The organism is Flavobacterium selenitireducens (assembly GCF_014748335.1).
In the GTDB taxonomy this organism is placed as follows: domain Bacteria; phylum Bacteroidota; class Bacteroidia; order Flavobacteriales; family Flavobacteriaceae; genus Flavobacterium; species Flavobacterium selenitireducens.
The window spans coordinates 158,070-180,817 of record NZ_JAAVIY010000004.1 but is presented as its reverse complement, the minus strand read 5'-3'; the positions used below and the strand labels follow the sequence as shown (position 1 = coordinate 180,817).

General features: G+C 47.6%; 26 protein-coding genes. 10 read left to right on the top strand and 16 right to left on the bottom strand.

All coding sequences use genetic code 11. From position 1 onward, the window contains the following. Positions 1 to 202: 202 nt before the first annotated feature. Complete coding sequence (locus HC229_RS08620; RefSeq protein ID WP_191020075.1) at positions 203 to 1,264, top strand: serine hydrolase domain-containing protein; 1,062 nt, start codon at positions 203 to 205, stop codon at positions 1,262 to 1,264. An 18-nt stretch (positions 1,265 to 1,282) separates the two neighbouring features. Then, complete coding sequence (locus tag HC229_RS08615) at positions 1,283 to 2,083, top strand: hypothetical protein (protein ID WP_191020074.1); 801 nt, start codon at positions 1,283 to 1,285, stop codon at positions 2,081 to 2,083. A gap of 2 nt (positions 2,084 to 2,085) precedes the next feature. Here HC229_RS08615 and HC229_RS08610 read toward each other — a convergent pair whose 3' ends face one another. The 10 genes from HC229_RS08610 to HC229_RS08565 all read right to left on the bottom strand — a co-directional run bounded on the left by HC229_RS08610 (position 2,086) and on the right by HC229_RS08565 (position 8,365). Continuing rightward, a complete protein-coding gene (locus HC229_RS08610) occupies positions 2,086 to 2,292 on the bottom strand; it encodes a hypothetical protein (RefSeq protein WP_191020073.1) in 207 nt (68 codons plus the stop codon). Next, positions 2,285 to 2,464 carry a hypothetical protein gene (locus tag HC229_RS08605; protein WP_191020072.1) on the bottom strand — a complete coding sequence of 60 codons (180 nt, stop codon included), beginning with the start codon at positions 2,462 to 2,464 and terminating at the stop codon, positions 2,285 to 2,287. The genes HC229_RS08610 and HC229_RS08605 overlap by 8 nt, the downstream gene beginning before the upstream one ends. Beyond that, the gene (gene ftsY, locus HC229_RS08600) at positions 2,464 to 3,417 is read right to left on the bottom strand and encodes a signal recognition particle-docking protein FtsY (RefSeq protein ID WP_191020071.1); all 954 of its coding nucleotides are present in this window, start codon (positions 3,415 to 3,417) and stop codon (positions 2,464 to 2,466) included. The genes HC229_RS08605 and ftsY overlap by 1 nt, the downstream gene beginning before the upstream one ends. 361 nt (positions 3,418 to 3,778) lie before the next feature. Continuing rightward, complete coding sequence (locus HC229_RS08595) at positions 3,779 to 3,931, bottom strand: DUF4295 domain-containing protein (RefSeq protein WP_169528377.1); 153 nt, start codon at positions 3,929 to 3,931, stop codon at positions 3,779 to 3,781. A 10-nt stretch (positions 3,932 to 3,941) separates the two neighbouring features. After that, the gene (gene rpmG / locus HC229_RS08590; protein ID WP_176005939.1) at positions 3,942 to 4,124 is read right to left on the bottom strand and encodes a 50S ribosomal protein L33; all 183 of its coding nucleotides are present in this window, start codon (positions 4,122 to 4,124) and stop codon (positions 3,942 to 3,944) included. Between the two features lie 27 nt (positions 4,125 to 4,151). Beyond that, positions 4,152 to 4,388, bottom strand: coding sequence for a 50S ribosomal protein L28 (rpmB, locus tag HC229_RS08585; RefSeq protein ID WP_191020070.1), 237 nt, complete (start codon positions 4,386 to 4,388; stop codon positions 4,152 to 4,154). 73 nt (positions 4,389 to 4,461) lie between these two features. Continuing rightward, positions 4,462 to 5,721 carry a CinA family nicotinamide mononucleotide deamidase-related protein gene (locus HC229_RS08580; RefSeq protein WP_191020069.1) on the bottom strand — a complete coding sequence of 420 codons (1,260 nt, stop codon included), beginning with the start codon at positions 5,719 to 5,721 and terminating at the stop codon, positions 4,462 to 4,464. A 608-nt stretch (positions 5,722 to 6,329) separates the two neighbouring features. After that, positions 6,330 to 6,677 (bottom strand): Hpt domain-containing protein, encoded by a 348-nt coding sequence (locus tag HC229_RS08575; protein WP_191020068.1) that lies wholly within the window; start codon positions 6,675 to 6,677, stop codon positions 6,330 to 6,332. Then, positions 6,677 to 7,288 (bottom strand): fumarylacetoacetate hydrolase family protein, encoded by a 612-nt coding sequence (locus tag HC229_RS08570; protein ID WP_191020067.1) that lies wholly within the window; start codon positions 7,286 to 7,288, stop codon positions 6,677 to 6,679. The genes HC229_RS08575 and HC229_RS08570 overlap by 1 nt, the downstream gene beginning before the upstream one ends. 303 nt (positions 7,289 to 7,591) lie before the next feature. After that, positions 7,592 to 8,365: a 3'-5' exonuclease gene (locus HC229_RS08565; RefSeq protein WP_191020066.1), complete on the bottom strand. Its 774-nt coding sequence runs from the start codon at positions 8,363 to 8,365 to the stop codon at positions 7,592 to 7,594. A gap of 174 nt (positions 8,366 to 8,539) precedes the next feature. Here HC229_RS08565 and HC229_RS08560 point away from each other — a divergent pair, with 174 nt between their 5' ends. Then, positions 8,540 to 8,767 carry a hypothetical protein gene (locus HC229_RS08560; protein WP_191020065.1) on the top strand — a complete coding sequence of 76 codons (228 nt, stop codon included), beginning with the start codon at positions 8,540 to 8,542 and terminating at the stop codon, positions 8,765 to 8,767. 47 nt (positions 8,768 to 8,814) lie between these two features. On the opposite strand, the gene HC229_RS08555 is transcribed toward HC229_RS08560, so the two are convergent. The 3 genes from HC229_RS08555 to HC229_RS08545 all read right to left on the bottom strand — a co-directional run bounded on the left by HC229_RS08555 (position 8,815) and on the right by HC229_RS08545 (position 12,102). After that, positions 8,815 to 10,242 (bottom strand): dihydrolipoamide acetyltransferase family protein, encoded by a 1,428-nt coding sequence (locus HC229_RS08555; protein WP_191020064.1) that lies wholly within the window; start codon positions 10,240 to 10,242, stop codon positions 8,815 to 8,817. A gap of 117 nt (positions 10,243 to 10,359) precedes the next feature. Next, positions 10,360 to 11,496 (bottom strand): glycosyltransferase family 2 protein, encoded by a 1,137-nt coding sequence (locus tag HC229_RS08550; protein ID WP_191020063.1) that lies wholly within the window; start codon positions 11,494 to 11,496, stop codon positions 10,360 to 10,362. 171 nt (positions 11,497 to 11,667) lie between these two features. After that, positions 11,668 to 12,102, bottom strand: a complete 435-nt coding sequence (locus HC229_RS08545; RefSeq protein WP_191020062.1) for an Hsp20/alpha crystallin family protein — start codon at positions 12,100 to 12,102, stop codon at positions 11,668 to 11,670. Between the two features lie 195 nt (positions 12,103 to 12,297). Here HC229_RS08545 and HC229_RS08540 point away from each other — a divergent pair, with 195 nt between their 5' ends. From HC229_RS08540 to HC229_RS08515, 6 genes are all read left to right on the top strand, one after another. Further along, the gene (locus HC229_RS08540; RefSeq protein WP_191020061.1) at positions 12,298 to 13,026 is read left to right on the top strand and encodes a hypothetical protein; all 729 of its coding nucleotides are present in this window, start codon (positions 12,298 to 12,300) and stop codon (positions 13,024 to 13,026) included. 192 nt (positions 13,027 to 13,218) lie between these two features. Then, positions 13,219 to 15,078, top strand: coding sequence for an ABC-F family ATP-binding cassette domain-containing protein (locus HC229_RS08535; RefSeq protein ID WP_191020060.1), 1,860 nt, complete (start codon positions 13,219 to 13,221; stop codon positions 15,076 to 15,078). 372 nt (positions 15,079 to 15,450) lie between these two features. Next, entirely contained in the window at positions 15,451 to 16,143 is a 693-nt protein-coding gene (locus HC229_RS08530) for an NUDIX hydrolase (protein ID WP_191020059.1), read from the top strand. 70 nt (positions 16,144 to 16,213) lie between these two features. Further along, complete coding sequence (prs, locus tag HC229_RS08525) at positions 16,214 to 17,044, top strand: ribose-phosphate diphosphokinase (RefSeq protein WP_191020058.1); 831 nt, start codon at positions 16,214 to 16,216, stop codon at positions 17,042 to 17,044. Between the two features lie 19 nt (positions 17,045 to 17,063). After that, a complete protein-coding gene (locus HC229_RS08520) occupies positions 17,064 to 18,515 on the top strand; it encodes a nicotinate phosphoribosyltransferase (RefSeq protein WP_191020057.1) in 1,452 nt (483 codons plus the stop codon). Next, on the top strand, positions 18,515 to 19,294 hold the full coding sequence (locus HC229_RS08515; protein ID WP_191020056.1) for an O-methyltransferase: 780 nt from the start codon (positions 18,515 to 18,517) through the stop codon (positions 19,292 to 19,294). Before HC229_RS08520 ends, HC229_RS08515 begins: the two co-directional genes overlap by 1 nt. An 18-nt stretch (positions 19,295 to 19,312) precedes the next feature. Here the strand turns inward: HC229_RS08515 and HC229_RS08510 are convergent, their stop codons facing one another. The 3 genes from HC229_RS08510 to HC229_RS08500 form a co-directional block, all read right to left on the bottom strand. Next, entirely contained in the window at positions 19,313 to 20,008 is a 696-nt protein-coding gene (locus HC229_RS08510; protein ID WP_191020055.1) for a hypothetical protein, read from the bottom strand. A gap of 1 nt (position 20,009) precedes the next feature. Beyond that, positions 20,010 to 20,699 carry a hypothetical protein gene (locus tag HC229_RS08505; RefSeq protein ID WP_191020054.1) on the bottom strand — a complete coding sequence of 230 codons (690 nt, stop codon included), beginning with the start codon at positions 20,697 to 20,699 and terminating at the stop codon, positions 20,010 to 20,012. A 269-nt stretch (positions 20,700 to 20,968) separates the two neighbouring features. Further along, on the bottom strand, positions 20,969 to 21,637 hold the full coding sequence (locus HC229_RS08500; RefSeq protein ID WP_191020053.1) for a hypothetical protein: 669 nt from the start codon (positions 21,635 to 21,637) through the stop codon (positions 20,969 to 20,971). Positions 21,638 to 21,851: 214 nt separating this feature from the next. Here HC229_RS08500 and HC229_RS08495 point away from each other — a divergent pair, with 214 nt between their 5' ends. Continuing rightward, positions 21,852 to 22,556 (top strand): ABC transporter ATP-binding protein, encoded by a 705-nt coding sequence (locus HC229_RS08495; protein WP_269808148.1) that lies wholly within the window; start codon positions 21,852 to 21,854, stop codon positions 22,554 to 22,556. Positions 22,557 to 22,748 lie beyond the last annotated feature (192 nt).

The following is a 22,748-nucleotide window of genomic DNA, read 5'->3' as shown; positions in this document are numbered from 1 at the left end:
CTTTTACCAAAAAATTGGCTTTTGCAACGCAGTTTCGTGGCTTCCTTCGGTCGCCCTCACTTTGCGGCAAAACCACAATTTTCGGGCAAAAGGCTATCCACTTCCATCCCGGCTGGGACGCCGTAAACAAACCAAATTGCGTTCTCGGAAGGTCCCGGTTAAACCATTGCGTATATTCGCATTCGTTCCCTAAACCGAACCGATGAAAAATCTGATCGTCGCCACCATTATTTTCGTCCTTTTGGCCTGCGACAAAAACGAAGACCAGAATCCTCCTTCCCAAAATGCCTATTTCCCGCCCACCTCAGGAAGCACGTGGGAAACCACGACACCGTCCCAACTCGGTTGGAACACATCCCAAATCCAGCCACTTCTGGACTTCCTGGATCAGAAGAACTCCAAAAGCTTCTTGATCCTCGTCAACGGCCGAATCGTCATCGAGAGCTACTTTAATGAGCACACCGCGGCAACACCCTGGTATTGGGCCAGTGCAGGAAAAACCCTTACCGCGACGGCTGTAGGAATTGCGCAACAACAAGGGCTTCTCCACTTAGAAGATCCCGTCTCGACGCACCTCGGAAGCGGTTGGTCAAGCCTCACGCCCCAACAAGAAAACCAGATCACGATTCGACATTTGCTCACGATGACTTCCGGGCTCGACGACCAAAGCCATGGCGAATGCGTGCTACCGGAGTGCCTCGAATATTCCGCAAACGCCGGAACACCATGGGCCTATTCGAACGTTTATGTATTGCTCCAGAAAATTGTGGCCCAAGCTTCAGGGCAGTCCTGGGAGAGCTTTTTCAACACTAACCTGAAGAATAAGATCGGGATGAGCGGCACCTGGATGCAAATGAACGCACTGAGCGTTTACTTCAGCACTACGAGAAGTATGGCGCGTTTTGGCCTGTTAGCGCTTCGTCAGGGCGAATGGCAGGATCAGGCGGTCGTACCTCAAGGTTATATGGAACAAGCGACGTCGGTTTCCCAAAACCTCAACAATGCCTATGGGTATTTGTGGTGGATAAACGGACAGGAAAACTACCACCTCCCACAAACCCAATTGGAGTTCCAAGGCAGCCTGATCCCCAACGGCCCGAGCGATATGTACATGGCCCTGGGAAAAAACGACCAGAAAATCTACGTGATCCCGAGCCGGAACATGGTCGTGATCCGAATGGGAGAATCGGCTGAAGGTACCAATTTCACCCTATCGAAATTTGACGACGTACTTTGGCAAAAAATAAACGCAGTTATCAATTAAGTGGTTATTTTTGGCATTGTGGAACAAGGGATTACCGTCATACAAGCATTAAAAAGAGGCAAACTGATGCTGATCATCATGCCGTTGCTAATTTTTCTCTTGACGCTTATATCCGGCGCCATCCTCATTTCGGAAACCGGCGCAAACGGGATTCTAGCGCTGCCCCTGATCGCTTTTTGTATCATCCTGGCGTGGCTCACCTGGAGCCTGGCGGTGACGCATTGGCGCATTTGGGCGTTTACCAACGTGAGAAACGCTCACGAGTTGCAGGCCAAAGCAGTGAGCCAAAAATTGATCTGGCCGCGAGGCAGTTTTTTCGAGCGAACCGAAATCCGCACCCGGGCACAGCGCCTCAAACTCCTCGAACTTGAACAACGGCTTGAACAACCGGACATTTTTTACGACGATCCCAGCATTCCGTCCGAAACCATCATCCGATTTTCCAAACGCGATAAAATGATCGCCTTTTGCATCGGATCATTCCTCATCGCTATCGGAATTTATGGAATTTTGAAAGATCAATTCGCGATGGCCGCCATTTTCCTTGCCGGCGATTACCTCGCTATCAAAAGTTACAGGCAAATGCGCAACCGGGAACCTCAGCTGACGCTAAATGAACAGGGCATGCAGGTAAAAGACGGGCCGTTCATGGAATGGCAACTGCTAAGCCGAATTGACGTTTCCCAAACCCACTTCCGTTATCGCATCGCCAACTTATCCGACCACGCGCTCGAGCTGGCAGAATTCGACAAGGACGCTTCCGCAATCGAAAAACACGTTCGGATTTATATCGGTAGGTATGAGCAATCCCAAATGTGAGATCAGCGTTTCCGGCGTGATGTAAAGAAGCGGTAGAACGCTATCCCGAAAAGCGCAAAGCCAGTAATCGCGAACGCATAATTTACGAGATCGGCTTTGTGAAATATCTTCGACAGTACAAAACAAGCCACCGCCGACAAATAGAGGATGCGAGGGGAAATACCCTTTGCCGAATTCGGCTTTTTGGATTTTGCCTTCGCTTTAGCCATTGCGCTTCAGATACTGATAAATTGCGGCCAATGCGACCAAGACAGCCAATCCGGTAAGGATATAATAGGCGGTCGCGAATTGCCGCACCGACTGGGCCGCCGCAAAAATGAGCACGCCACCTAAGAAAGTGGCCAGGCCCGGAGGCAAATTGCTGCGACGCCTTCTTCCCATTACTTAAAAAAAGAATCTACGAATTCATATTTATTGAACACCTGAAGATCGTTGATGCCTTCCCCAACACCAATGTATTTCACGGGAATCTGGAATTGGTCGGATATGCCGATGACAACGCCTCCTTTTGCCGTTCCATCGAGTTTGGTTACGGCTAGGGCTGAAACCTCCGTGGCAGCCGTGAACTGCTTGGCTTGTTCGAACGCATTCTGGCCCGTCGAACCATCGAGTACGAGAAGGACGTCGTGGGGCGCGTCTTCCACTACTTTCTGCATGACGCGCTTGACCTTCGTGAGTTCGTTCATCAGGTTGATCTTATTGTGAAGGCGACCGGCCGTATCGATGATTACGACATCGGCATTTTGGGAAACCGCAGACTGAAGCGTATCGAAAGCGACCGAAGCCGGATCCGAACCCATTTGCTGCTTGACGATAGGAACTCCCACCCGATCGGCCCAAATCTGAAGCTGGTCGATGGCCGCGGCTCGGAACGTATCGGCAGCGCCAAGTACCACTTTATGACCGGCTTTGGTAAATTGGTTGGCCAGTTTGCCGATCGTGGTCGTTTTCCCCACGCCGTTCACGCCGACGACCATGATGACGTACGGTTTTTTATTCGGTGGGATCGAAAATTCGGTGGCTTCGCCGTTGTTGGTTTCAGACAGCAGCGCCGCGATTTCCTCCCTTAGTATCCTATTGAGCTCGTCCGTACCGAGGTATTTGTCGTCAGCCACACGCTTTTCGATGCGTTGTATGATCTTTAGCGTGGTTTCTACGCCGACATCGCTCGAAACGAGAATCTCTTCAAGATTGTCGAGAACTTCATCGTCGACTTTGGATTTACCGGCAACGGCTTTGGTGAGTTTGGAAAAGAACGACGTCTTGGACTGCTCGAGACCTTTGTCGAGGGTTTCCTTTTTTTCGGAGGAGAATATTCGTTTGAAGAATGACATTCTTGATAATTAGCGAATTAGTTAATTAGCGACCCGAGGCATTCTGCCGAACGGGCGGAGCAATTAGCGAATGTGAATGCGATCGCGATATAATTCGCTAATTCGCTAATTCGCTAATTGACTCATTGTAGCCCGGACTAAAAGCCATTACCTCACACTCAAATTTATAAATTGTGTTGGGTGAAGGCAAGCATCTGCAGCGAAAAGCCGGATTAGCTGCAAATATAAAAACTTCTCATCGAGAAAGCAGAATTTCTTTACGCCTTCGTGCCATTGTACTTTGTGTCAAAAAAATTTAGGCTTTACACCAAAAAAAAAGCCACTTCAATCGAAGCAGCTTTTCCATTTGCCTTTCAGCAAATTATTTCTTTTTCAAAAACTCGTCAACAAGTTCAGGAGCCATGATAGACTCTACGAACGTGTAGGCGCCTGTTTTTGGAGATTTCACCATTTTGATGGCTTTTGATAATCTCTTTGACTGAGTTTGCAGGGTTGCAACGGTCTTCTTTGCCATGACTTAACTGTTATTTAATTTCTTTATGAACGGTTACCCTTTTCAAAACAGGGTTGAATTTCTTGATCTCCAAACGATCTGGAGTGTTCTTTTTGTTCTTGGTCGTGATGTAACGCGAAGTTCCTGGAAGACCAGTCCCTTTGTGTTCAGTACACTCTAAAATCACTTGGATTCTGTTGCCTTTTTTTGCCATTTTGCTATAGTGGTTTTCGGGAAAAGATTACTTAATGAATCCGTTCGCCTTTGCTTGTTTCAAAACAGCGGCAATCCCGTTCTTGTTAATTGTTTTGATAGTAGAGGCAGCTACGCGGAGCGTGATCCATCTGTCTTCCTCAGCAAGGTAGAAGCGCTTTTTCACGAGGTTCACCGCAAACTTTCTCTTGGTCTTGTTCATAGCGTGGGAAACGTTATTTCCAACCATCGCTCTTTTACCGGTAAGGTCACAAACTCTTGACATTATTGCTTTCTCTTTAGTCGTTATTCAAAATCAGGGTGCAAAGAAAAGAAAAATAAACGTTTGCGCAAAACATTTATCCGACATTTTTTAAAATTTCTTTCTGCAACATTTCGAGCGATTTATTTACCGCCCTGTCGATGACTTTTTCACGCGGCTGGCCAAAGTTGAAGCGCTCCGTTACGGTATTTTCGGGCGTGGCTACGGCAATGAATACAACTCCGATTTCCTCGTCTGTGTCGTCCGAAGCCGGGCCGGCATTTCCCGTGACGGCTATCCCGTAATCTGTCTTGAGTATGTTGCGGACGTTTTGGGCCATTTCCGTCGCTACTTCGGCACTCACGACGGAATGCTCGTCAATGGTCTTTTGGGATACACCCAGGGTTTCAAGCTTGACCTCTTTGGCATAACTCACGATGCTTCCTTTGTAATATTTTGAAGATCCGGGAATCGACGTGATGACCTGGGCGATCTTGCCGCCCGTGCAACTTTCGGCAGTGGCCAGCGTTTGTCCTATCTGTGTGAGCTGGCGGCCCAGTACGGCTTCAATGGTTTCTCCTTCGTCAAACCCGGTGATGATGCGACCCAGGATTTGTGTGAGTTTTGCGATATTGTCAGCCAGGGCTTGCTCGAGCTGGAACTTGTCGGTTCCTCTGGCGGAAAGCCGCAACCTGACGCGCCCCGGCGATGGCAGATAAGCAAGTTTGATGAAACCCGGGAGTGCGTCTTCCCAACCTGAAATCTTGTCGGCCAGCAAGCTCTCACCCACGCCATACGTCATGACGGTTTGATGAATGATATACGGGCGCTGGTAATCCCGGGAAATCTTCGGGATGACGATCTCATCGATCAATCCTTTCATTTCGTACGGAACGCCAGGCATCGAAATAAAAACGGTTTTCCCTTTTTGGAGCCAGATTCCGGGAGCTGTCCCGTATTGGTTGTGCAACACCGTGGCTTTGGACGGCACGAGGGCCTGGTCGATATTGGTTTGCAGCAACGGCTTATCGGTTCCGGTAAAGTTCCTGAAAAGCTGTTCGACGTGCGCCAGGACTTTTGGATCGCTGACGAGATCGTCTTCGAAATAATCGGCCAGTGTCTTTTTTGTAATATCGTCTTTCGTGGGCCCGAGCCCGCCAGTTATGATCACGAAATCGACCTTGTCCTGCAAGCGAGAAAACGTGTCGAGAATTTGGGCGCGATCGTCCGAAATGGAGATCATTTCACGAACGTCAATACCAATGCGGTCGAACGCCTTTGCGATATACTGTGAATTCGTGTCGAGGATTTGGCCGATGAGGATTTCATCGCCAATGGTGATTATGGTTGCGGTCAATTTGAATTAGCGAATTTGGCAATTAGCGATTTAGCGAACGGTCGCTCGTACAAGTGGTTCCCAAAGGTACAAAATTCGCAGGTTCACACATTGGCTAATTCGCTATTTATCTAATTCGCTAATTGCCTAGCCCGGATGGAAGCAGGCAGCCTTTTGCGAAAAAATAAAAGGTTTTGCCGATTTTGCGCAGCGACCAAAGGAAGCTCGCGCAAAATCGTGCAAAACCTTATTTTTTAAAGAAGCTGCAGCGGACAGCCGGAATAGCTTCAAATCGATGGGAGACAATTAGATAATGAGATAATGAGATTATTAGATAATTGAGATAATGAGATAATTGGAGACCGATCGATACAATGGCACAATTCCATTGTCTGATCATCTAAGTGACTAATCATTCAATCCACTAATATTCAATCGACCAATTATTCAATCCGCTAATATTCAATTGACTAACAATCAATCGACTAATCATTCAATCGACTAATCATTCAATCGACCAATCATTCAATCGACCAATCATTCAATCGACCAATCATCTAATCGACTAATCATCTAATTGACTAATTATCTAATCGACTAATCATCTAATTGACTAATTGACTAATTGACTAATTAAGATCAAAATCCTTCTTCAGCTCCTTAACCGCCTTATCCACTTGATTTTCAATACTCTCAAACGTATCGTTAATTTCCTTTCGCTTGCCTTCGCGCTTTGTCCAGGCCTCTACCTCGAGAATTTCTTCGAATGCCTGGGTCATGCCGAGCAAATCGAGCGTCGGTTTTATCTTGTGTGCGTAGCTGTAAGCGAGCTTGTGGTCTTTGGTTTTGATGCCGAGTTTGATCTGCATCACGTCCTGAGGCACCTCGGTCACGAACAAAGTGATGATTTGCATCACGAATTCGTCGTCGTTGTCCGAAAGTGCGTGAACTTTGGCTAAATTATAGTGTAGGGCCATTACTTGATTTGTATTCTGAATAGTTTTTTTTCTTCAATAAAACCTTCAAGCACGTCGCCCGAAGCTACCTTTGCGACCCCGGAGGGCGTTCCCGTAAAAATGATGTCTCCGGTGCGCAGCGTGAAGTATTGGGAAACGTAGGAAATTATCTCGTCAATCTTCCACAACATGTGTGCAGAATCACCTTTTTGTACGGTTTTTCCGTTTTTGGTGAGTTCAAAGGTAATGGATTCAAGAGAACTGAAAACTTTTTTCGACAAGAAGTCGCCAATCACCGCTGAACCGTCAAAAGCCTTTGCTTTTTCCCAGGGCAAACCTTTGTCTTTGAGTTTTTGCTGCACATCGCGGGCCGTAAAATCAATGCCGATTCCGATCTCGTCGTAGTATTTATGGGCAAACCTCGCATCGATATACTTACCGACCTTGTTGATTTTGACCAAGAGCTCTACTTCATGGTGCACATCGTCGGTAAATTCGGGAATGACAAACGGAAATTGCTTTGGAAGAACGGCCGTATCCGGTTTGAGGAAAATGACCGGCTCGTCCGGACGCTCATTTTGGAGTTCGGCTATGTGTGAGGCGTAGTTGCGACCGATGCAGATGATTTTCATAATTAGCGAATGTGGTAATTAGCGGATTCAATGTGATAATTAGCGAACGTGGCAATTAGCGAATTGTGACAATTGGTAATGCGGTAATAGCGAATGCAATTCGATCTTTAGTAAATGTTTGGTAAATGATTTTTTGATTATCGGAAACAACTAACTGTAATTGACTTCATTTTCCATTCGATAATTTGCTAATTGACTAATTCGCTAATTAAACTTATTGTTCCAAATCGGAAACAACTAGCTGTAATTAACTTCATTTTTCATTCGCTAATTCGCTAATTATCTAATTATCTAATTATCTAATTAAAATTTATTGTTCAACCTCCTAAGCTTAATCGCCGTCAAAACCTTCTTCGTGTACAACGGAAAATCGGCGTTTTGTATCCAGCCGAAATAGCCGGGCTCGTTATCGAAAACCGTGTCGACAAGCACGCCTTTATGCTTTCCGAAAGTAAAGATTTCGCGCCCTTTGTCGTCGAGGGCGATAAATCCGGCAAAGTCGACCGATTTTTTACGTGTCGTATACTCCGAAAGCGTCTTCATATCGTTTTCCAGATCCGGATAACGATCGAGTTGCGCTTTGAGGATTTCGTACGTCGCCGTCGTGTCGGCCTCGGCAGAATGCGCGTTTTCGAGCGCTTTTCCGCAGTAAAATTTCAACGCGGCACTCAGGGTACGTTCCTCTTTCTTGTGAAAAATAGTCTGTACGTCTACCGAAACCCGGTTTTTCATATCGAAGTCGTATTCCACACGCAGCAATTCTTCCGCAAGCAACGGAATGTCGAAGCGATCGGAATTATAACCCGCCAGGTCGCTGTCCTTGATCATCGCGTACACCTGGGGCGCTAGTTCCTTGAACGTAGGCTCGTTAGCCACTTTTTCATCGGAAATCCCGTGGACGGCCGTCGATGAAGGTGGAATCGGAATCGTAGGATTCACGAGCCAGGTCTTGCTTTCGCGGTTGCCGTTGGGAAATACCTTGAGTATGGAGATTTCGACGATTCGGTCTTTACAGATATCGATTCCCGTAGTCTCGAGATCGAAGAAACAAATGGGACGCGTGAGTTTTAGTTCCATAAAATATTGTTGGAACGCAAAGATAGGGCTTTTTGTAGCGCACACTCGGTGATCGATTGAAGGAATTTTCACAAGATTTACTGTCGGCAGACGCCAGGCCGGCGCGGAATTGTGGTACTTTTGGGCAAATTTGCATTTACACACCACGCTGCCATCCAAACCTAAAGATAACACATGACGCTCGCAATCCTCTTGCTTTTGCTGGTTTTGATTTGGATGACGAACTTCGTCTTCGGAAGACTATTTCCGCCAAAAGCCCAGCGCGGCGTGATGTTTCTTTTCTTTTCGGTTTTGGCTGTGGCGGTTTTCGTGCTGATGTTCAAGATCCTGAAAAGCCTGTTCGTAATCGCCGTCCCGATGATCATTTTATTGACATTTCTGGTCGTCACCCGAAAGAAATAGGCATAAAAAAACCTCGGTGGCTGCCGAGGTTCGTACGTTATTGTAGATCAGAAGTCGCGATTTTCGTCGAAAGCTTCCATATAATCCGCTACGCGTTTCACAAAGCTTCCGCCAAGCGCTCCATCTACGACACGGTGGTCGTAACTGTGTGACAGGAACATTTTTTTGCGGATTCCGATAAAGTCACCCTCGGGCGTCTCAATTACCGCCGGCACTTTGCGAATCGCGCCGAGTGCCAAAATTCCCACCTGCGGCTGGTTGATGATAGGCGTCCCGAAAACGGATCCGAACGTTCCCACATTAGTAACCGTATAGGTTCCGCCTTGGGTATCGTCCGGTTTGAGTTTGCCCGCTTTAGCGCGCGCACCCAGGTCATTTACGGCTTTGGCCATGCCGAGAAGGTTGAGCTGATCGGCGTTTTTGATTACGGGAACAATAAGGTTTCCGCTAGGCAAAGCGGCCGCCATACCAAGGTTTATCGCCTTTTTCTTGATAATGTAGTCGCCATCGACGGCAATATTCATCATCGGGAAATCTTTGAGCGCTTTGGCTACGATTTCCATAAATATAGGCGTGAAGGTCAGCTTTTCGCCTTCCCTTTTCTCGAACTTGTCTTTGTTTTTCTCGCGCCAGTCCCAGATATTGGTCACATCGACTTCGATGAACGATTGCACGTGTGCCGATGTTTGCACCGACTCGACCATATACTTGGAGATAAGCTTGCGCATGCGGTCCATTTCCACGATTTCGTCCTGCCCGTTTACTGACACCGGAACTTTGGCCGGGGCAGGTGCAGCAGTGTTCGAAGCGGCAGCTTGGGGAGCGGCAACCGGTTTTGGCGCCTCCTCGACTGGTGCCTGCTGGACGGGTTGTGTCGGTTGAGAAATCGGTGTTTGAGGGGCAGTGGCTTGTTGAGGCGCATTTTTACGACTTGCTACGTACGCCAGAATATCGTTTTTGGTAACGCGCCCTTCGGCACCCGTGCCCGGAATATTTTCAAGCTCGGACATGGAAACATTTTCCTGAAGCGCTATATTCTTGACGAGAGGCGAATAGAACTTATCGGAATTATGGTATTCTTCTTTTGTTGGAGGCGTTCCCGACGAAACGGGCGCTGCAGTAAACTGGCGGGCGTTGTCGACGGTTTTTTCAATTTCGGACGCAGCGGCCGCCACTTCCGGAGCCGGTGAAATTTCGGCAGCGGGAATACTCGGCGCATCGACCACGACACCACCTTCAACCTCAATGATAGCGACGGTCTGCCCTACTTTTACGACGTCATCCTTCTGGAAAAGTTGCTCGACAAGCGTTCCTGAAACTTCGCTGGGTACTTCGCTGTCGACTTTATCGGTCGCTATTTCAAGCACAGCCTCATCAGTACTGATGTGGTCGCCCGGTTGTTTTAGCCAGTTGGTGATCGTCGCTTCCGCAACACTTTCTCCCATTTTAGGGAGTTTGAGTTCGTATCTTGCCATATTGATAAGCTGAACGCTATAATTTAAAATCTGTTTGCGAAATTACCGATTTATATCCGATTACAATAACAATACAATAATTTTTAGACGATATGCAATCGTTTTCGCGTATCGGTTTTAGAATGTCAGGATTTCGCCCCTGTCATTGCTCGAATCACTGCCTACGGCCGCGTTTTTCAACATAATCCGAAACGTATTGCCTGGTTTGGAGCGGCTTTGCATGAACGCGATGAGGTCTGCAAAGCTCATTTCCTCAGCGTCCAACCAGAACCGAATGCGTTTTGATTGTGACGAATTTAGTTTTTTTTCGTCGGCTTCGCATTCGGGAAACCCATTTTTTCCTAACAATTTTTGAGTCTTTTCCAAAGTTTGGGGCAAGTTCGGCACCGCACAGGACAATTCAGGTTTTGTCATATCGGATTTTGCATCGACCTTCTTTTTGAACGAGAACAGCAACGCTCCAGCCTTCATGAAAAGGTCGAATATGGGAGAAACCCTGAAATGCTTGCGGTAAAAAAAATTCATCGCTTCCCGAAACCGCCTCATATACAACCCGTCCCGAACCGTGCTTTCTCCTTTGAAATGAATGACGGTAGTGTCGGCGCAATAAAAATTCCGCTTCCCGGATTTGAGCATCGTATATGACAAATCGATATCGTCGGAATACATAAAACAGTTTTCGTCGAACCCGCCCAATGAGAGATAGTCGGCGCGCTTCATCACCATAAACGCTCCTACCAAAATATCGACTTCCCCGGACTGGTTCTCAGCGAGATGGGGCGCGTAATATTTTCCAAATACCGTCGGAAACACTTTGTAAAGCGAAGTGACTTTCCCAAAAGCGGTAAACGGCGTAGGAACACCGCGCTTGCTCTCCGGGAGAAAGTTACCTGTTCCGTCTATCAATCGGCAGCCCACGATTCCCAAATTGGATTTCGATTCGGCAAACGCGAGAATTTTGGCAAACGTATCTTCGGCTACAACCGTATCAGGATTCAAAATACAAATAAACTCTCCCCTAGCCACGGAAACGCCGACATTATTGCCTTTCGGAAAGCCTGCATTTTCTTTGTTCTCGATGAGCGTCACCGTCGGGAAAAGCGCTTTTACCATTTCACAGGAATCATCGGGAGAGTTGTTGTCAACCACGATGATTTCGGCATCGATACCGGCGATGGCCTTTTGCACTGAGGCCAGACAGAGCTCCAGAAAATAGCGGACGTTGTAGTTTAAAATGACGACGGAAAGCTGCATGCGGCAAAGATAATGGTTTGTACAACGTTTGAAGTTCAAAGTTGACAACACACCACAACTTAAACTTCAAACCTTAAACTTCAAACCTTAAACTTTAAACCTTAAACTTCAAACCTTAAACTAAAAAAGCGCCCTTCTCAGGACGCCTTCTCACTAAACACTCACAATCAATCAATCATTAACCTCAATAACCCTCTTCGCTTTTGGGAGTGCTTCATCTTTTTTAGGCAGGAAGATCTTAAGTACGCCTGCTTCATAGGCTGCCTTTATTTCGGAGTCGTTCACCGATTCCGGCAGCGTGAACGAGCGCTTGAACGAGGCGAACGAAAATTCGCGACGGGTGTACTTGCCTTCCTCAACGTTGTTTTCGGACTTGATTTCAGAAGAGATCGTCAGCAGACCGTTGTCGATCTCGATGTTGAAATCCTGCTTTTGCTTACCGGGCGCCGACAATTCGACTTCGAAAGCAGCTTCCGTTTCCTTGATGTTCACCGGCGGAACTGCCGGCGCATTGAAATTCATTTGGCGTCCGCCGAAATCCGGGCGGAACAGTTCGTCGAAAACCGATGGAAAATAATGTCCGTTTGTTTTTTTTACCAAATTCATATCTAAACTATTTTATGGTTATTGTTACGCCCGGAATTAGACAAGATTCGTACCTACGCGGAATTAGCGACAAAATGACCTGTAAACTGCCAAATTGTCTATTTCGAGAATATCGTAATTGTGCATAACTATATAGAGCGATTTGTTTGCCATTGAAAACCAAACTCCTATATTCGCCGCCTAATCAAAACCAAAATGAAAAAACCAATTTTATTTTTGTCCGCTGCGATGTCGTTGTTGCTCGCATCTTGCGGAAGCGACGACAGCCCGTCGGCGGTCACATCGACTGAAAAGTACATCCTCAGCGTCGAAACGTCTTCATCTGAAGATACTCCCCAAAGCTTGTTTGTGACCTACAATGCCAGTGGCAAAGTGATCAGTGTCAACGACGGAACCGAAACCCATACGCTCAATTATTCGAGCAATGGCGATCTGGACAACGTCAGCGGCGGCAGCGACCCGCTTTCAATGTCCGAGTTGTATCAAGAACCTTACAACGGATTCGAAGTTGGAGACGTTGTCGCGTACGACAGCAACGGAAATCCAACGGAGCTTCGCCTTTACGAAAGAGATTACGACGACAGCATCCTCGAGGAGTACAAAGCCTACATTACCTATGACAGCGAGCCGAACCCTTTCTATTATACGATGAAGGCGGCAGGAATCATCGAAGTGTTGGAAAATGTGGAGCTCAATATGAGTTCGGTTCCCCAATCCCCGGAATTGATCATGGCCAAAAAATTGTTGTTCGTAAACAATCCCAAGAGTTTTGTGGTAAAACGCCTTGACGGAACGATCGTATCCCAGGTTACGGCGACGTACACTTACGATGCCGACGGATACGCTACTTCCGGAACGTTCAATTCCAGCAACGAGTACGGAGAAAGCTCTTCGTCCATTGCGACGTATACGTATCGTCCATAGTATTTTTGGATAATTTACACAGGATCGTCCGGGCTTTTTGGTTCGGACGATTTTTTTTGCTTTGAATTCGGCTAGACTTAATTATTTTCAGAAAACCGCTCAGGTTGTCGGTTAGACGTGTACGGATCACATTCGACATCAGAGTTTGGATTTTCGACTTTAGTCTTCCACCTAAAAAGTTACCTTTGCGCCATGAATTACCTTTCAGTAGAGAATATCTCCAAGCATTACGGCGAACGCACGCTGTTTGAGAACATTTCGTTCGGGATCAACAAAGACCAGAAAATCGCTTTTATCGCCAAAAACGGATCGGGAAAGACGACGATCATGAATATCCTGACGGGTGTCGACGAGCCGGATTCCGGACAGGTCGTGATGCGCAAGGAAATCAGGATGGCGTTTTTGTCGCAGGTGCCGCAATTGCAGGACGAGCTGACGATTGAGGAATCGATTTTCGCATCGGATAACGAAATACTCAAGGTCATCGAGCAATACGAAAAAGCGCTGGAAAACCCGGAAGACGCCGATGTTTACCAAAAAGCGTTCGACGATATGGATCGCCACGATGCCTGGGATTTCGAGACACAATTCAAGCAGATTCTCTTCAAGCTCAAACTGGAGGATTTGAAACTCAAAGTAAAGAATCTTTCCGGAGGCCAGAAAAAACGGCTTGCGCTGGCCATCATCCTGATCTCAAAACCGGACCTTCTGATCCTCGACGAACCAACGAACCACCTCGACCTTGAGATGATCGAATGGCTCGAGAATTACTTCGCCAAGGAGAACATGACGCTTTTCATGGTCACGCACGACCGCTTTTTCCTGGAGCGCGTCTGCAACGAAATCATCGAGCTCGACAACGGCAAACTCTACCAATACAAAGGCAATTATTCGTATTATCTCGAGAAAAAGGAAATGCGCATCGCTTCGGAAAACGCAAGCGTAGACAAGGCGCAGAACCTTTTCGTGAAAGAATTGGACTGGATGCGCCGCCAGCCAAAAGCGCGTACGACCAAATCCAAATCGCGACAGGATGACTTTTACGTGATCCAGGAAAAGGCGCGCAGCCGTCGAAAAGAGCAAACTGTGGAACTTGAGATCAACATGGAGCGCTTGGGATCGAAAGTGATCGAACTGCACAAAGTTTCGAAAAAATTCGACAATAAAATCATCCTTGACGGATTCGAATACGACTTCCAGAGAGGCGACAGGATCGGGATCATCGGCAAGAACGGAACCGGGAAATCTACTTTTCTGAACATCGCCACGGGAGCGCTCGAGCCAGATTCGGGAAAGGTCGTCATTGGCGACACGATCAAACTTGGTTATTATACGCAAAGCGGCATCAATCCGAAAGTGGGGCAGAAAGTCATCGATATCATAAAAGAATACGGAGAATATATCCCGCTTGCCAAAGGACGCACGATTTCGGCTGGCCAATTGCTCGAACGCTTTTTGTTCGACCGGAAAAAACAGCACGATTTCGTAGAAAAGTTGTCAGGAGGCGAATTGAAACGCTTGTATTTGTGCACGGTTTTGATCCAGAACCCGAACTTTTTGATTCTCGATGAGCCTACCAACGATCTGGACATCGTTACGCTGAACGTCCTTGAAAATTTCCTGATGGATTATCCGGGCTGTCTCGTCGTGGTTTCCCACGATCGCTACTTCATGGACAAAATCGTCGACCATTTGTTCGTTTTCCGCGGACAGGGCGTAATCGAAGATTTCCCAGGCAATTATTCGGACTTCCGGGCGTATGAGGACAGTTCCGAACCGACGAAGGACGACGGGCCGAAAGAAAAAAACAACTGGAAGCAAAACAAGGTTTCGACGGGATTGTCGTTCAACGAACAAAAGGAATTCGCCAAGATCGAGAAGGAAATCAAGGATTTGGAGTGGAAGAAAAAGGAGATCGAGACATTGTTTTCGGACGGAAAAATCGCAGATACCGATATTTCGGCTAAAGCGGATGAGCTTCAGAAAATCATTTTGGAGATGGAACGCAAAGAGGAGCGCTGGTTCGAACTGACCGCGAAAATGGAAGGCTAAACGTTTCGGTTCGCCGCATTGCACCATTAAGCGCGTTTAGGGAAGGTAAGTCATCTGATGAATTAGTATATTAGGCTGATCGTTCGCTGAATTCAAACCGTCAATTGGGGAAAATTACGTTGTCCGACAAGATTGTTAGCCAGGCAGATCGTTCGCTGAAATTAACCGTCAATCTATTGAGGAAATTACATTGTCCGACAAGATTGTTAGCCAGGCGGATCGTTCGCTGAATTTAAACCGTCAGTCTATTGGGGAAAGTTAAGTTGTCCGACAAAATTTATTGTTCGACAATCCGATCGCGGGCCGAATCGACACGAATGAACCCTGCCAACCCATTTCCAATTATCTAATTACCTAATTATCTAATTGCCGATGCCCGTCCAAAACATCCACCTCGCCGTCGACGCCATCATATTCGGCTACAAAAAAAGCCATCTGTTCGTGCTGCTCATCAAGCCTAAATCTGGCCCTTTCGCCAACGTTTGGTGCCTTCCCGGCGGTTTCGTGAATGAAGAGGAGTCGCTGAGGCAAGCCGTCGAGCGCGAATTGCTTGAGGAAACGGGAATTTCCGTCAACTATCTCGAACAATTGTACACATTCGGAAACGTCGGCCGCGATCCCCGGAAGCGCGTGGTTTCCGTGGCGTATTTCGGGCTCGTCGATCCTTCAAAATTATCGCTTGTGGAAAAAACCGAAACGGACGCCGAAGCCGCGCGATGGTTCGCGATAAACGAGTTGCCTCCACTTGGCTATGATCACCCGGAAATCGTAGCAACGGCTTTGGAACGGTTGCGCGCCAAGTTGTCGTATCAACCCATCGGGTTTGATTTGCTGCCCGACAAATTTCCATTTTCAGACCTTGAAAACCTGTATGCGTCCATTCTCGAAAAAGAAATCGACCGCCGCAACTTTCGCAAAAAGATCATGAGCTTCGGATTTTTACGCGAGACCGACGCGCAAATCGCCTCTGGCAAGGGTCGTCCGGCCAACCTTTTCCAATTTGACAAAACCCGTTACGAACAACTGTCAAAAGAAAATTTCCTGTTCGAAATCAAATTTGCGTAATTTTTACACAAAAGAATTTGTCGGTTGAAATTTTTTTTTATATTTGCGTATAATTTACACAAAATAAGAAATGGTACTCCACCTCGATCCCAACTTCAAGCCCGTTAACGGAACTGATATTGCCTTTAAAGCGTTTACGTTTTCGGGAGGCGAACCTCACATCAAAATCGAGGCTTTCGACACGACGCAAAAAGTCACCGTCACACAACGGGTCAATTCGTTCAACGACTTTGGCCTCTTTTTAACTGCCGTCGACGCGCTTCGGAATATGGGCGTCCGACACATCGAAGCCGTTATACCTTATTTCCCGGCAGCGCGCCAGGACCGTCTGATGGTTCCCGGCGAACCGTTGACCGTGAAAGTCTACGCCACGATTTTGAATAGCCTGAAACTCGATAAAGTCTATGTTTTCGATGCGCATTCTGAGGTCACACCCGCCGTGGTAGAGCGTTGCGAGGTGATTCCGAACCACGAATTCATCGCCGAGGTCCTCGGTCAAATCCCAAATGTTTCCCAACTCGTTTCCCCTGACGGAGGCGCGCTCAAGAAAATCTACAAAGTCTCGGCTTTCCTTGGCGGAATGGAAGTTACCGAATGTTCCAAAAATCGCGATGTCAAAACCGGAAAACTCTCGGGTTTTAAAGTCTTTACCGATGATCTTGCCGGTGCCGATTGCCTCGTCGTCGACGATATTTGCGATGGTGGCGCAACCTTTATCGGACTTGCCGAAGCCCTGAAAGCGAAAGGCGCCGGAAAACTGTATCTCGCGGTTTCCCATGGCATTTTCAGCAAAGGAACCGACAGCCTGACGCAAATCTTCGACACGGTTTTCACGACGAATTCTTTCCGCAATATTTCCGGGAACAAGATCGTCCAACTTCCGATTTTCCTTAATTATTAATTCTGAATTATTAATTACCATGAATCCGCTACTCCTGACAGACGGCTACAAACTCGACCACAGACGACAATATCCCGACGGCACGACGCTCGTCTACTCGAATTGGACGCCTCGTAAAAGCCGCCTTCCGCAAGTGAATGAAGTTGTTTTTTTCGGGCTTCAGTACTTCCTTAAAAAATATGTGATCGACGATTTCAACGCGAATTTTTTCGGAAAACCCAAACAGGAAATCCTCTCGAAATACACGCGCCGCATCAATAATTACCTGGGCGAAAACCAAATTGGGACCGAGCACATTGCCGATCTTCACGACCTGGGTTACATTCCCATGGTCTTCAAAGCCTTGCCGGAAGGGTCGAAAGTTCCGCTTCGCGTGCCGATGTTCACGCTCTACAACACGTTGCCTGAGTTTTTCTGGCTGACGAATTATTTTGAAACGCTTTTGTCGGCCGTGATCTGGTTGCCGTGCACGTCCGCCACGATTGCATCGGAATACCGAAAAATTCTCGAGAAATTTGCTTCCGAGACATCGTCCCAACCGGAATTCGTCGATTGGCAGGCACATGATTTCTCGATGCGCGGCATGGGTGGAATCGAGGCTTCCCTGACTTCATCGTCCGGTCATTTATTGTATTTCACGGGAACCGATACCGTTCCGGCCATCGACTTCCTCGAAGAATTCTACAACGCCGATTCCGACAGCGAACTCATCGGAGGATCGGTTGCCGCGACCGAACACAGCGTAATGTGCATGGGTACGACCGAAGGCGAATTCAGGACATTTGAGCGTTTGATTACCGAAATCTATCCGAAAGGCATCGTCTCGATCGTATCCGACACCTGGGATTTGTGGAAAGTGCTGACCGACTATTTACCGCGTTTGAAAGACATCATCGTTTCGCGTGAAGGGAAAGTCGTGATCCGTCCTGACAGCGGCGACCCGGTCGATATCATTTGCGGAAATCCCGACGGAAACAACGAAAACGAGAGAAAAGGCGTCATCGAATTGCTTTGGGACGTTTTCGGCGGAAGTACGAACGAGAAGGGATTTAGGGAACTCGTGCCCCAGATTGGCGCTATTTACGGCGACAGCATCACCACCGAACGCGCCACGATCATATGCGAACGCCTTAAGGCAAAAGGTTTCGCGAGCACGAACATCGTTTTCGGCATCGGATCGTTCACCTACCAATACAACACCCGCGACACGTTCGGATTTGCGATGAAGGCGACCTACGGCGAGGTAAATGGCGAAGGACGCGCGATTTTCAAAGATCCGATCACGGACGACGGCACGAAAAAATCGGCTAAGGGTTTGATGAAAATCACGTCCGAAAACGGCACTTTCGTATTGCACGACAATGTTTCATGGGAAGACGAAAAAACGGGCGAACTCAAAGAAGTGTTCCGGGACGGGAAAATGCTGGTCGACCAAAAACTATCCGAAATTCGCCAACGAGCCAGAAAATAATGCGGTACCAAATCCAGGCTTACCTCCGCTTTCTCATCAGGTCGACGAATCAGCACGGCGTACATTCGCCATTCGTCTTCGACCTGGTGACGAAGTGTTTTTACGACAAATCGGAGTTTTCGGAATATCGGATTCTGGAAATGTACCGCAAATCACTTCTCAGAAACGACGACACAATTTCCGTGACCGACTTCGGCGCTGGTTCCCGCGTGTTCAAATCGCAAGAGCGCAGGATTTCGGACATTACAAAAACTGCCGGCATCTCGCCCGGACGCGCAAAATTACTATTCCGGCTCGCGCGCTATTTCCAACCTAAAACCATGCTCGAACTTGGGACTTCGCTGGGTTTGGCGACTTCGGCTTTGGCGTTGGGAAATCCATCCGGACACATTATTTCGCTCGAAGGTTGCGAGAAAACAGCGTCGGAAGCTGCGAAAAACTTAGCGGAGTTCAATTTAAAAAACGTCCGGATCGATACAGGAGAGTTCGCTTCGACGCTCGACTTCCCCGATGCGCAGGAGGCGACGTTCGATCTCATCTATTTTGACGGCAACCACCAAAAAGAGGCGACACTGCGTTATTTCGAGCGCCTTTTGCCAACCGCAACCAATGATTCGGTGTGGATTTTTGATGACATCCACTGGTCGCCCGGGATGTCCGAAGCGTGGGAGATCATAAAAAAACACCCAAAGGTCATCGTTGCGATCGATACATTCCAGTGGGGATTCGTCTTTTTCAGACGGGAACAGGAACGCGAACATTTCACCATTCGCGTGTGATCGTATTTAGCGGGCCACTTATTTCAGCTTGGTTACTCCCATGTTGAAGATACGCGCGTCGAGAGCCGTTCCGCCGTTGTTGAGAACGTATTTGAGTTCAATTATGTCATTTGCGTTTGCCGGAATGCTCAGCGAGCCGCTGGTTCCCCATTCGTCGGCGACGTCGAGATTGGCCGTCCCGCGTGTCAGGTAACCTACCAAAGTGGCATTTTGGTACACGGCGATGATGTACTTTCGGATTCCTGACGGCATATTCGTTACCGAAAAACTTCCGCTTATCATGTAGACGCCTGTTTCCGAAACCCTGACTCTTCCGGCGCCCAGAACTGTGTAAATCGCGTTGTCAACCGTCATGGCGTCCGATGCCGTCAGCGGAAAGTTCGTGTAATTGTTGTTCACAGTGGCAACCTGTCCATTACCCGAGGCGAAAACTTTGTTCAGCACGACCGATGCGTTCGAGGTTTCGAAGAAGTTCTTCCAACCATTCGAAGTTCGGACGAACATGGCGTTGTGCGTCGTATTGAAGATCATCGAACCGTTTATCGGGGATACGATGGCGAGCATCTGGGCGTTGGTCATTCGCGGTGGAACGAAGGTTTTGTTGGTGCTCTCGAGTTGGAGGATGGCGCTCGCGCTAGGGTTTGTCGTGCCGATCCCAACCTGGGCCGAAACGCTGGAGGCGACCAAAACCGACAATAGGAAAAATCGGCTCATGCTAGTTCAGTTTGGTGATACAAATGGTTTGGATAACGTTGGACAGGGACGCGGTGTGGTGGATGAAATATCGGAACGTGAATTGGTCGCCTGCTTCGGCATAATACATCAATGTCCCGGTCATTCCCCAATAATCGACCGACGTGTTTTCAAGCCGCGATCGCGACAGGTAGCCGACAAGCGCCCCGGAACGGTAGATGCCCAAATGGTAGTTTCGGCTTCCGACCGGCATATTGGAAACTGCCATGCTGGCCGAAAACAAATAGACACCGGCACGATTCACGGTAATGGCGCCCGGCCCGTCAACGTTGAAATAAGCAGAACTGATAGAAACCGTGTTCGCCGACGAAAGCTGCATTGAATAGGTATTCGTGGTGGACGTCGTCAAATTACCGCCACTTCGCGACAAAATTACCGTCGGATTGGAATTGAGATCGAAACCGGACCAACCGGCGGAACTGCGAAAATACGGTAGGTTCTCGGAAGTGTTGAACACCATCGAACCAATTTCAGGATTTGGGACCGCCGTCATTTGCGTGTCGCTCATGCGCGGCAACACAAAGGCTGCTTTTGTACTTTCCAGTTGAAGCAGCGCACTTTGGTGAACGTTGGCCGTGCCGATTCCGACCTGGGCCGCAATACCTGCCGACCAAGCGAAAAAAGCAGCGCAAACACTGGCGAAACGGCGCATAAGATTATTTTTTTTGACTGACAAATGTAAGAAAATCGAGACGTTCTTTACAGATAGCAACATCAAGAAAGTGTTAATTGAGGAAACCCGTAAGACAATATTCGGGTTATGAGATATTTGGAAAAAAAGTGCGGTTGAAAGTTCGCAAAACGGCATATCTCGATGGATTTCCAAATTTCAATTTGCACTATGGTGCAGAAAAAAAATCAAAAAAAAAAAGCGGCTACCTTTCGGCAACCGCTTTCCTGAATTAATAATCAACGATATTGCTATTCAGCAGCCTGTTTGGCTTCTTTATTTTCTTCACCTTTTGTGGTGATACGCTCCCATTTGAATTTTGGGGCGAATTTCACTTTAAGTTCTGCAATCTTACGGTTGTCCGGCCCGCTAAGTCCTTCTTTTTCCACAGTGTTTTTGCGGTTGTCCAATGCTTCATAAAGCAATTTGATTTCGTCGAGGTCTTCACGGCTGTACGACTCTTGGTTTTTGTCGAAAGCATTATAGAAATCATTGTAGACTTTCAGGATGTTGTCCTTGTTGACCCAGGCAAAACTCATATCGTCTCCGATCGTGCCGGCAGGGAAGAGCGATGTTCTGATTTCCGTTTTTCTGTCCGGATTAGACGCCGCAGCCTGAGATTGCACTTTTGATTTCAGTTCTTCGTATTTTGCCTTGCTGTCGTCGAGCCTTTTTTGCGCGGCTTCCTTGTCTTTCATGTCGGCTAGCGCGGCTTCGGCTTCCATTGTGCGCTGCTGGTAATCGGCCTCGATCGCAGCCCAGTTGGCTTGTGCGTCGGCTGCAGCCAAACCTCCGATAGAATCTACGTAAACAACGTAGGTGTCGACGGTCTTCTCAGCTTTCGTTTCATTTTCATTTTTACAAGAAGTCAGCGCCACAGCAACAGATGCGGCACCGAGAATTAGATTGAATCTTTTCATGATTATTTAGGTTTAGATTTAATACTTATCAGTAACAGGGTCAAATTTACACACATTCACAATTTTTAACCAAATACATTATGAATTGTTTAATATTTAAACATAAATTATGAATAATTTGATATATTAAATGGGAATTATGTAAACGAGTTGCTTGAAACCGCGTTACATTATAACATAAATTTTAGCTACTTTTAGGCCTCAAATCAATCCAATGGCCGAATCGCTGATCAAAATCACCAATATCAAAAGAGACTTCGTTCTAGGTAGTGAGGTCGTATATGTTTTAAAAGGAATCGACCTTGAGATAAAAAAGGGCGAATATGTGGCGTTGATGGGTCCGTCGGGATCCGGAAAATCGACGTTGATGAATCTCTTGGGATGCCTCGACACACCTACTTCAGGACATTACATCCTCAACGGGAAGGATGCCAGTCAGATGAGCGACGACGAGTTGGCCGACATCCGCAATCGCGAGATCGGCTTCGTCTTCCAGACCTTCAACCTGTTGCCGCGAACTACGGCACTCGACAATGTTGCCCTGCCGATGATTTACGCCGGGTATTCCAAATCCGAACGGCGCCAGCGTGCCACCGAAGTGCTTACCCAGGTAAATCTTTCCGACAGGATGGATCACCAACCGAACCAGCTTTCCGGCGGACAACGGCAACGTGTGGCCATCGCGCGTGCCTTGGTCAACAAGCCGTCGATCATTCTCGCCGACGAACCCACGGGTAACCTCGACAGCAAGACATCAGTAGAAATCATGAATTTGTTCGGGGAGATCCATCGCAACGGCAATACGGTGATCCTCGTCACTCACGAAGAGGACATCGCCGCATACGCCAAACGGGTGATTCGCCTGAGAGATGGCGTCATTGAAAGCGATACGGATGGGATTAATGCGCCTAAACCTTGATCTGGCGAATTCGGTACTGATACTGCATCAATTGACGCCCCTAGTGTTGGAAATTTCTATTGTACAATCTATTCCCTACTAATTAAATATTCCCAGATCGAAGATAGTACACAGAATTAGGTTCCGCCTACCAAGTGTCACAAGCGATCGCTATGTCGCTGAAAACAGCACTCAATATTGATCACGCGATAC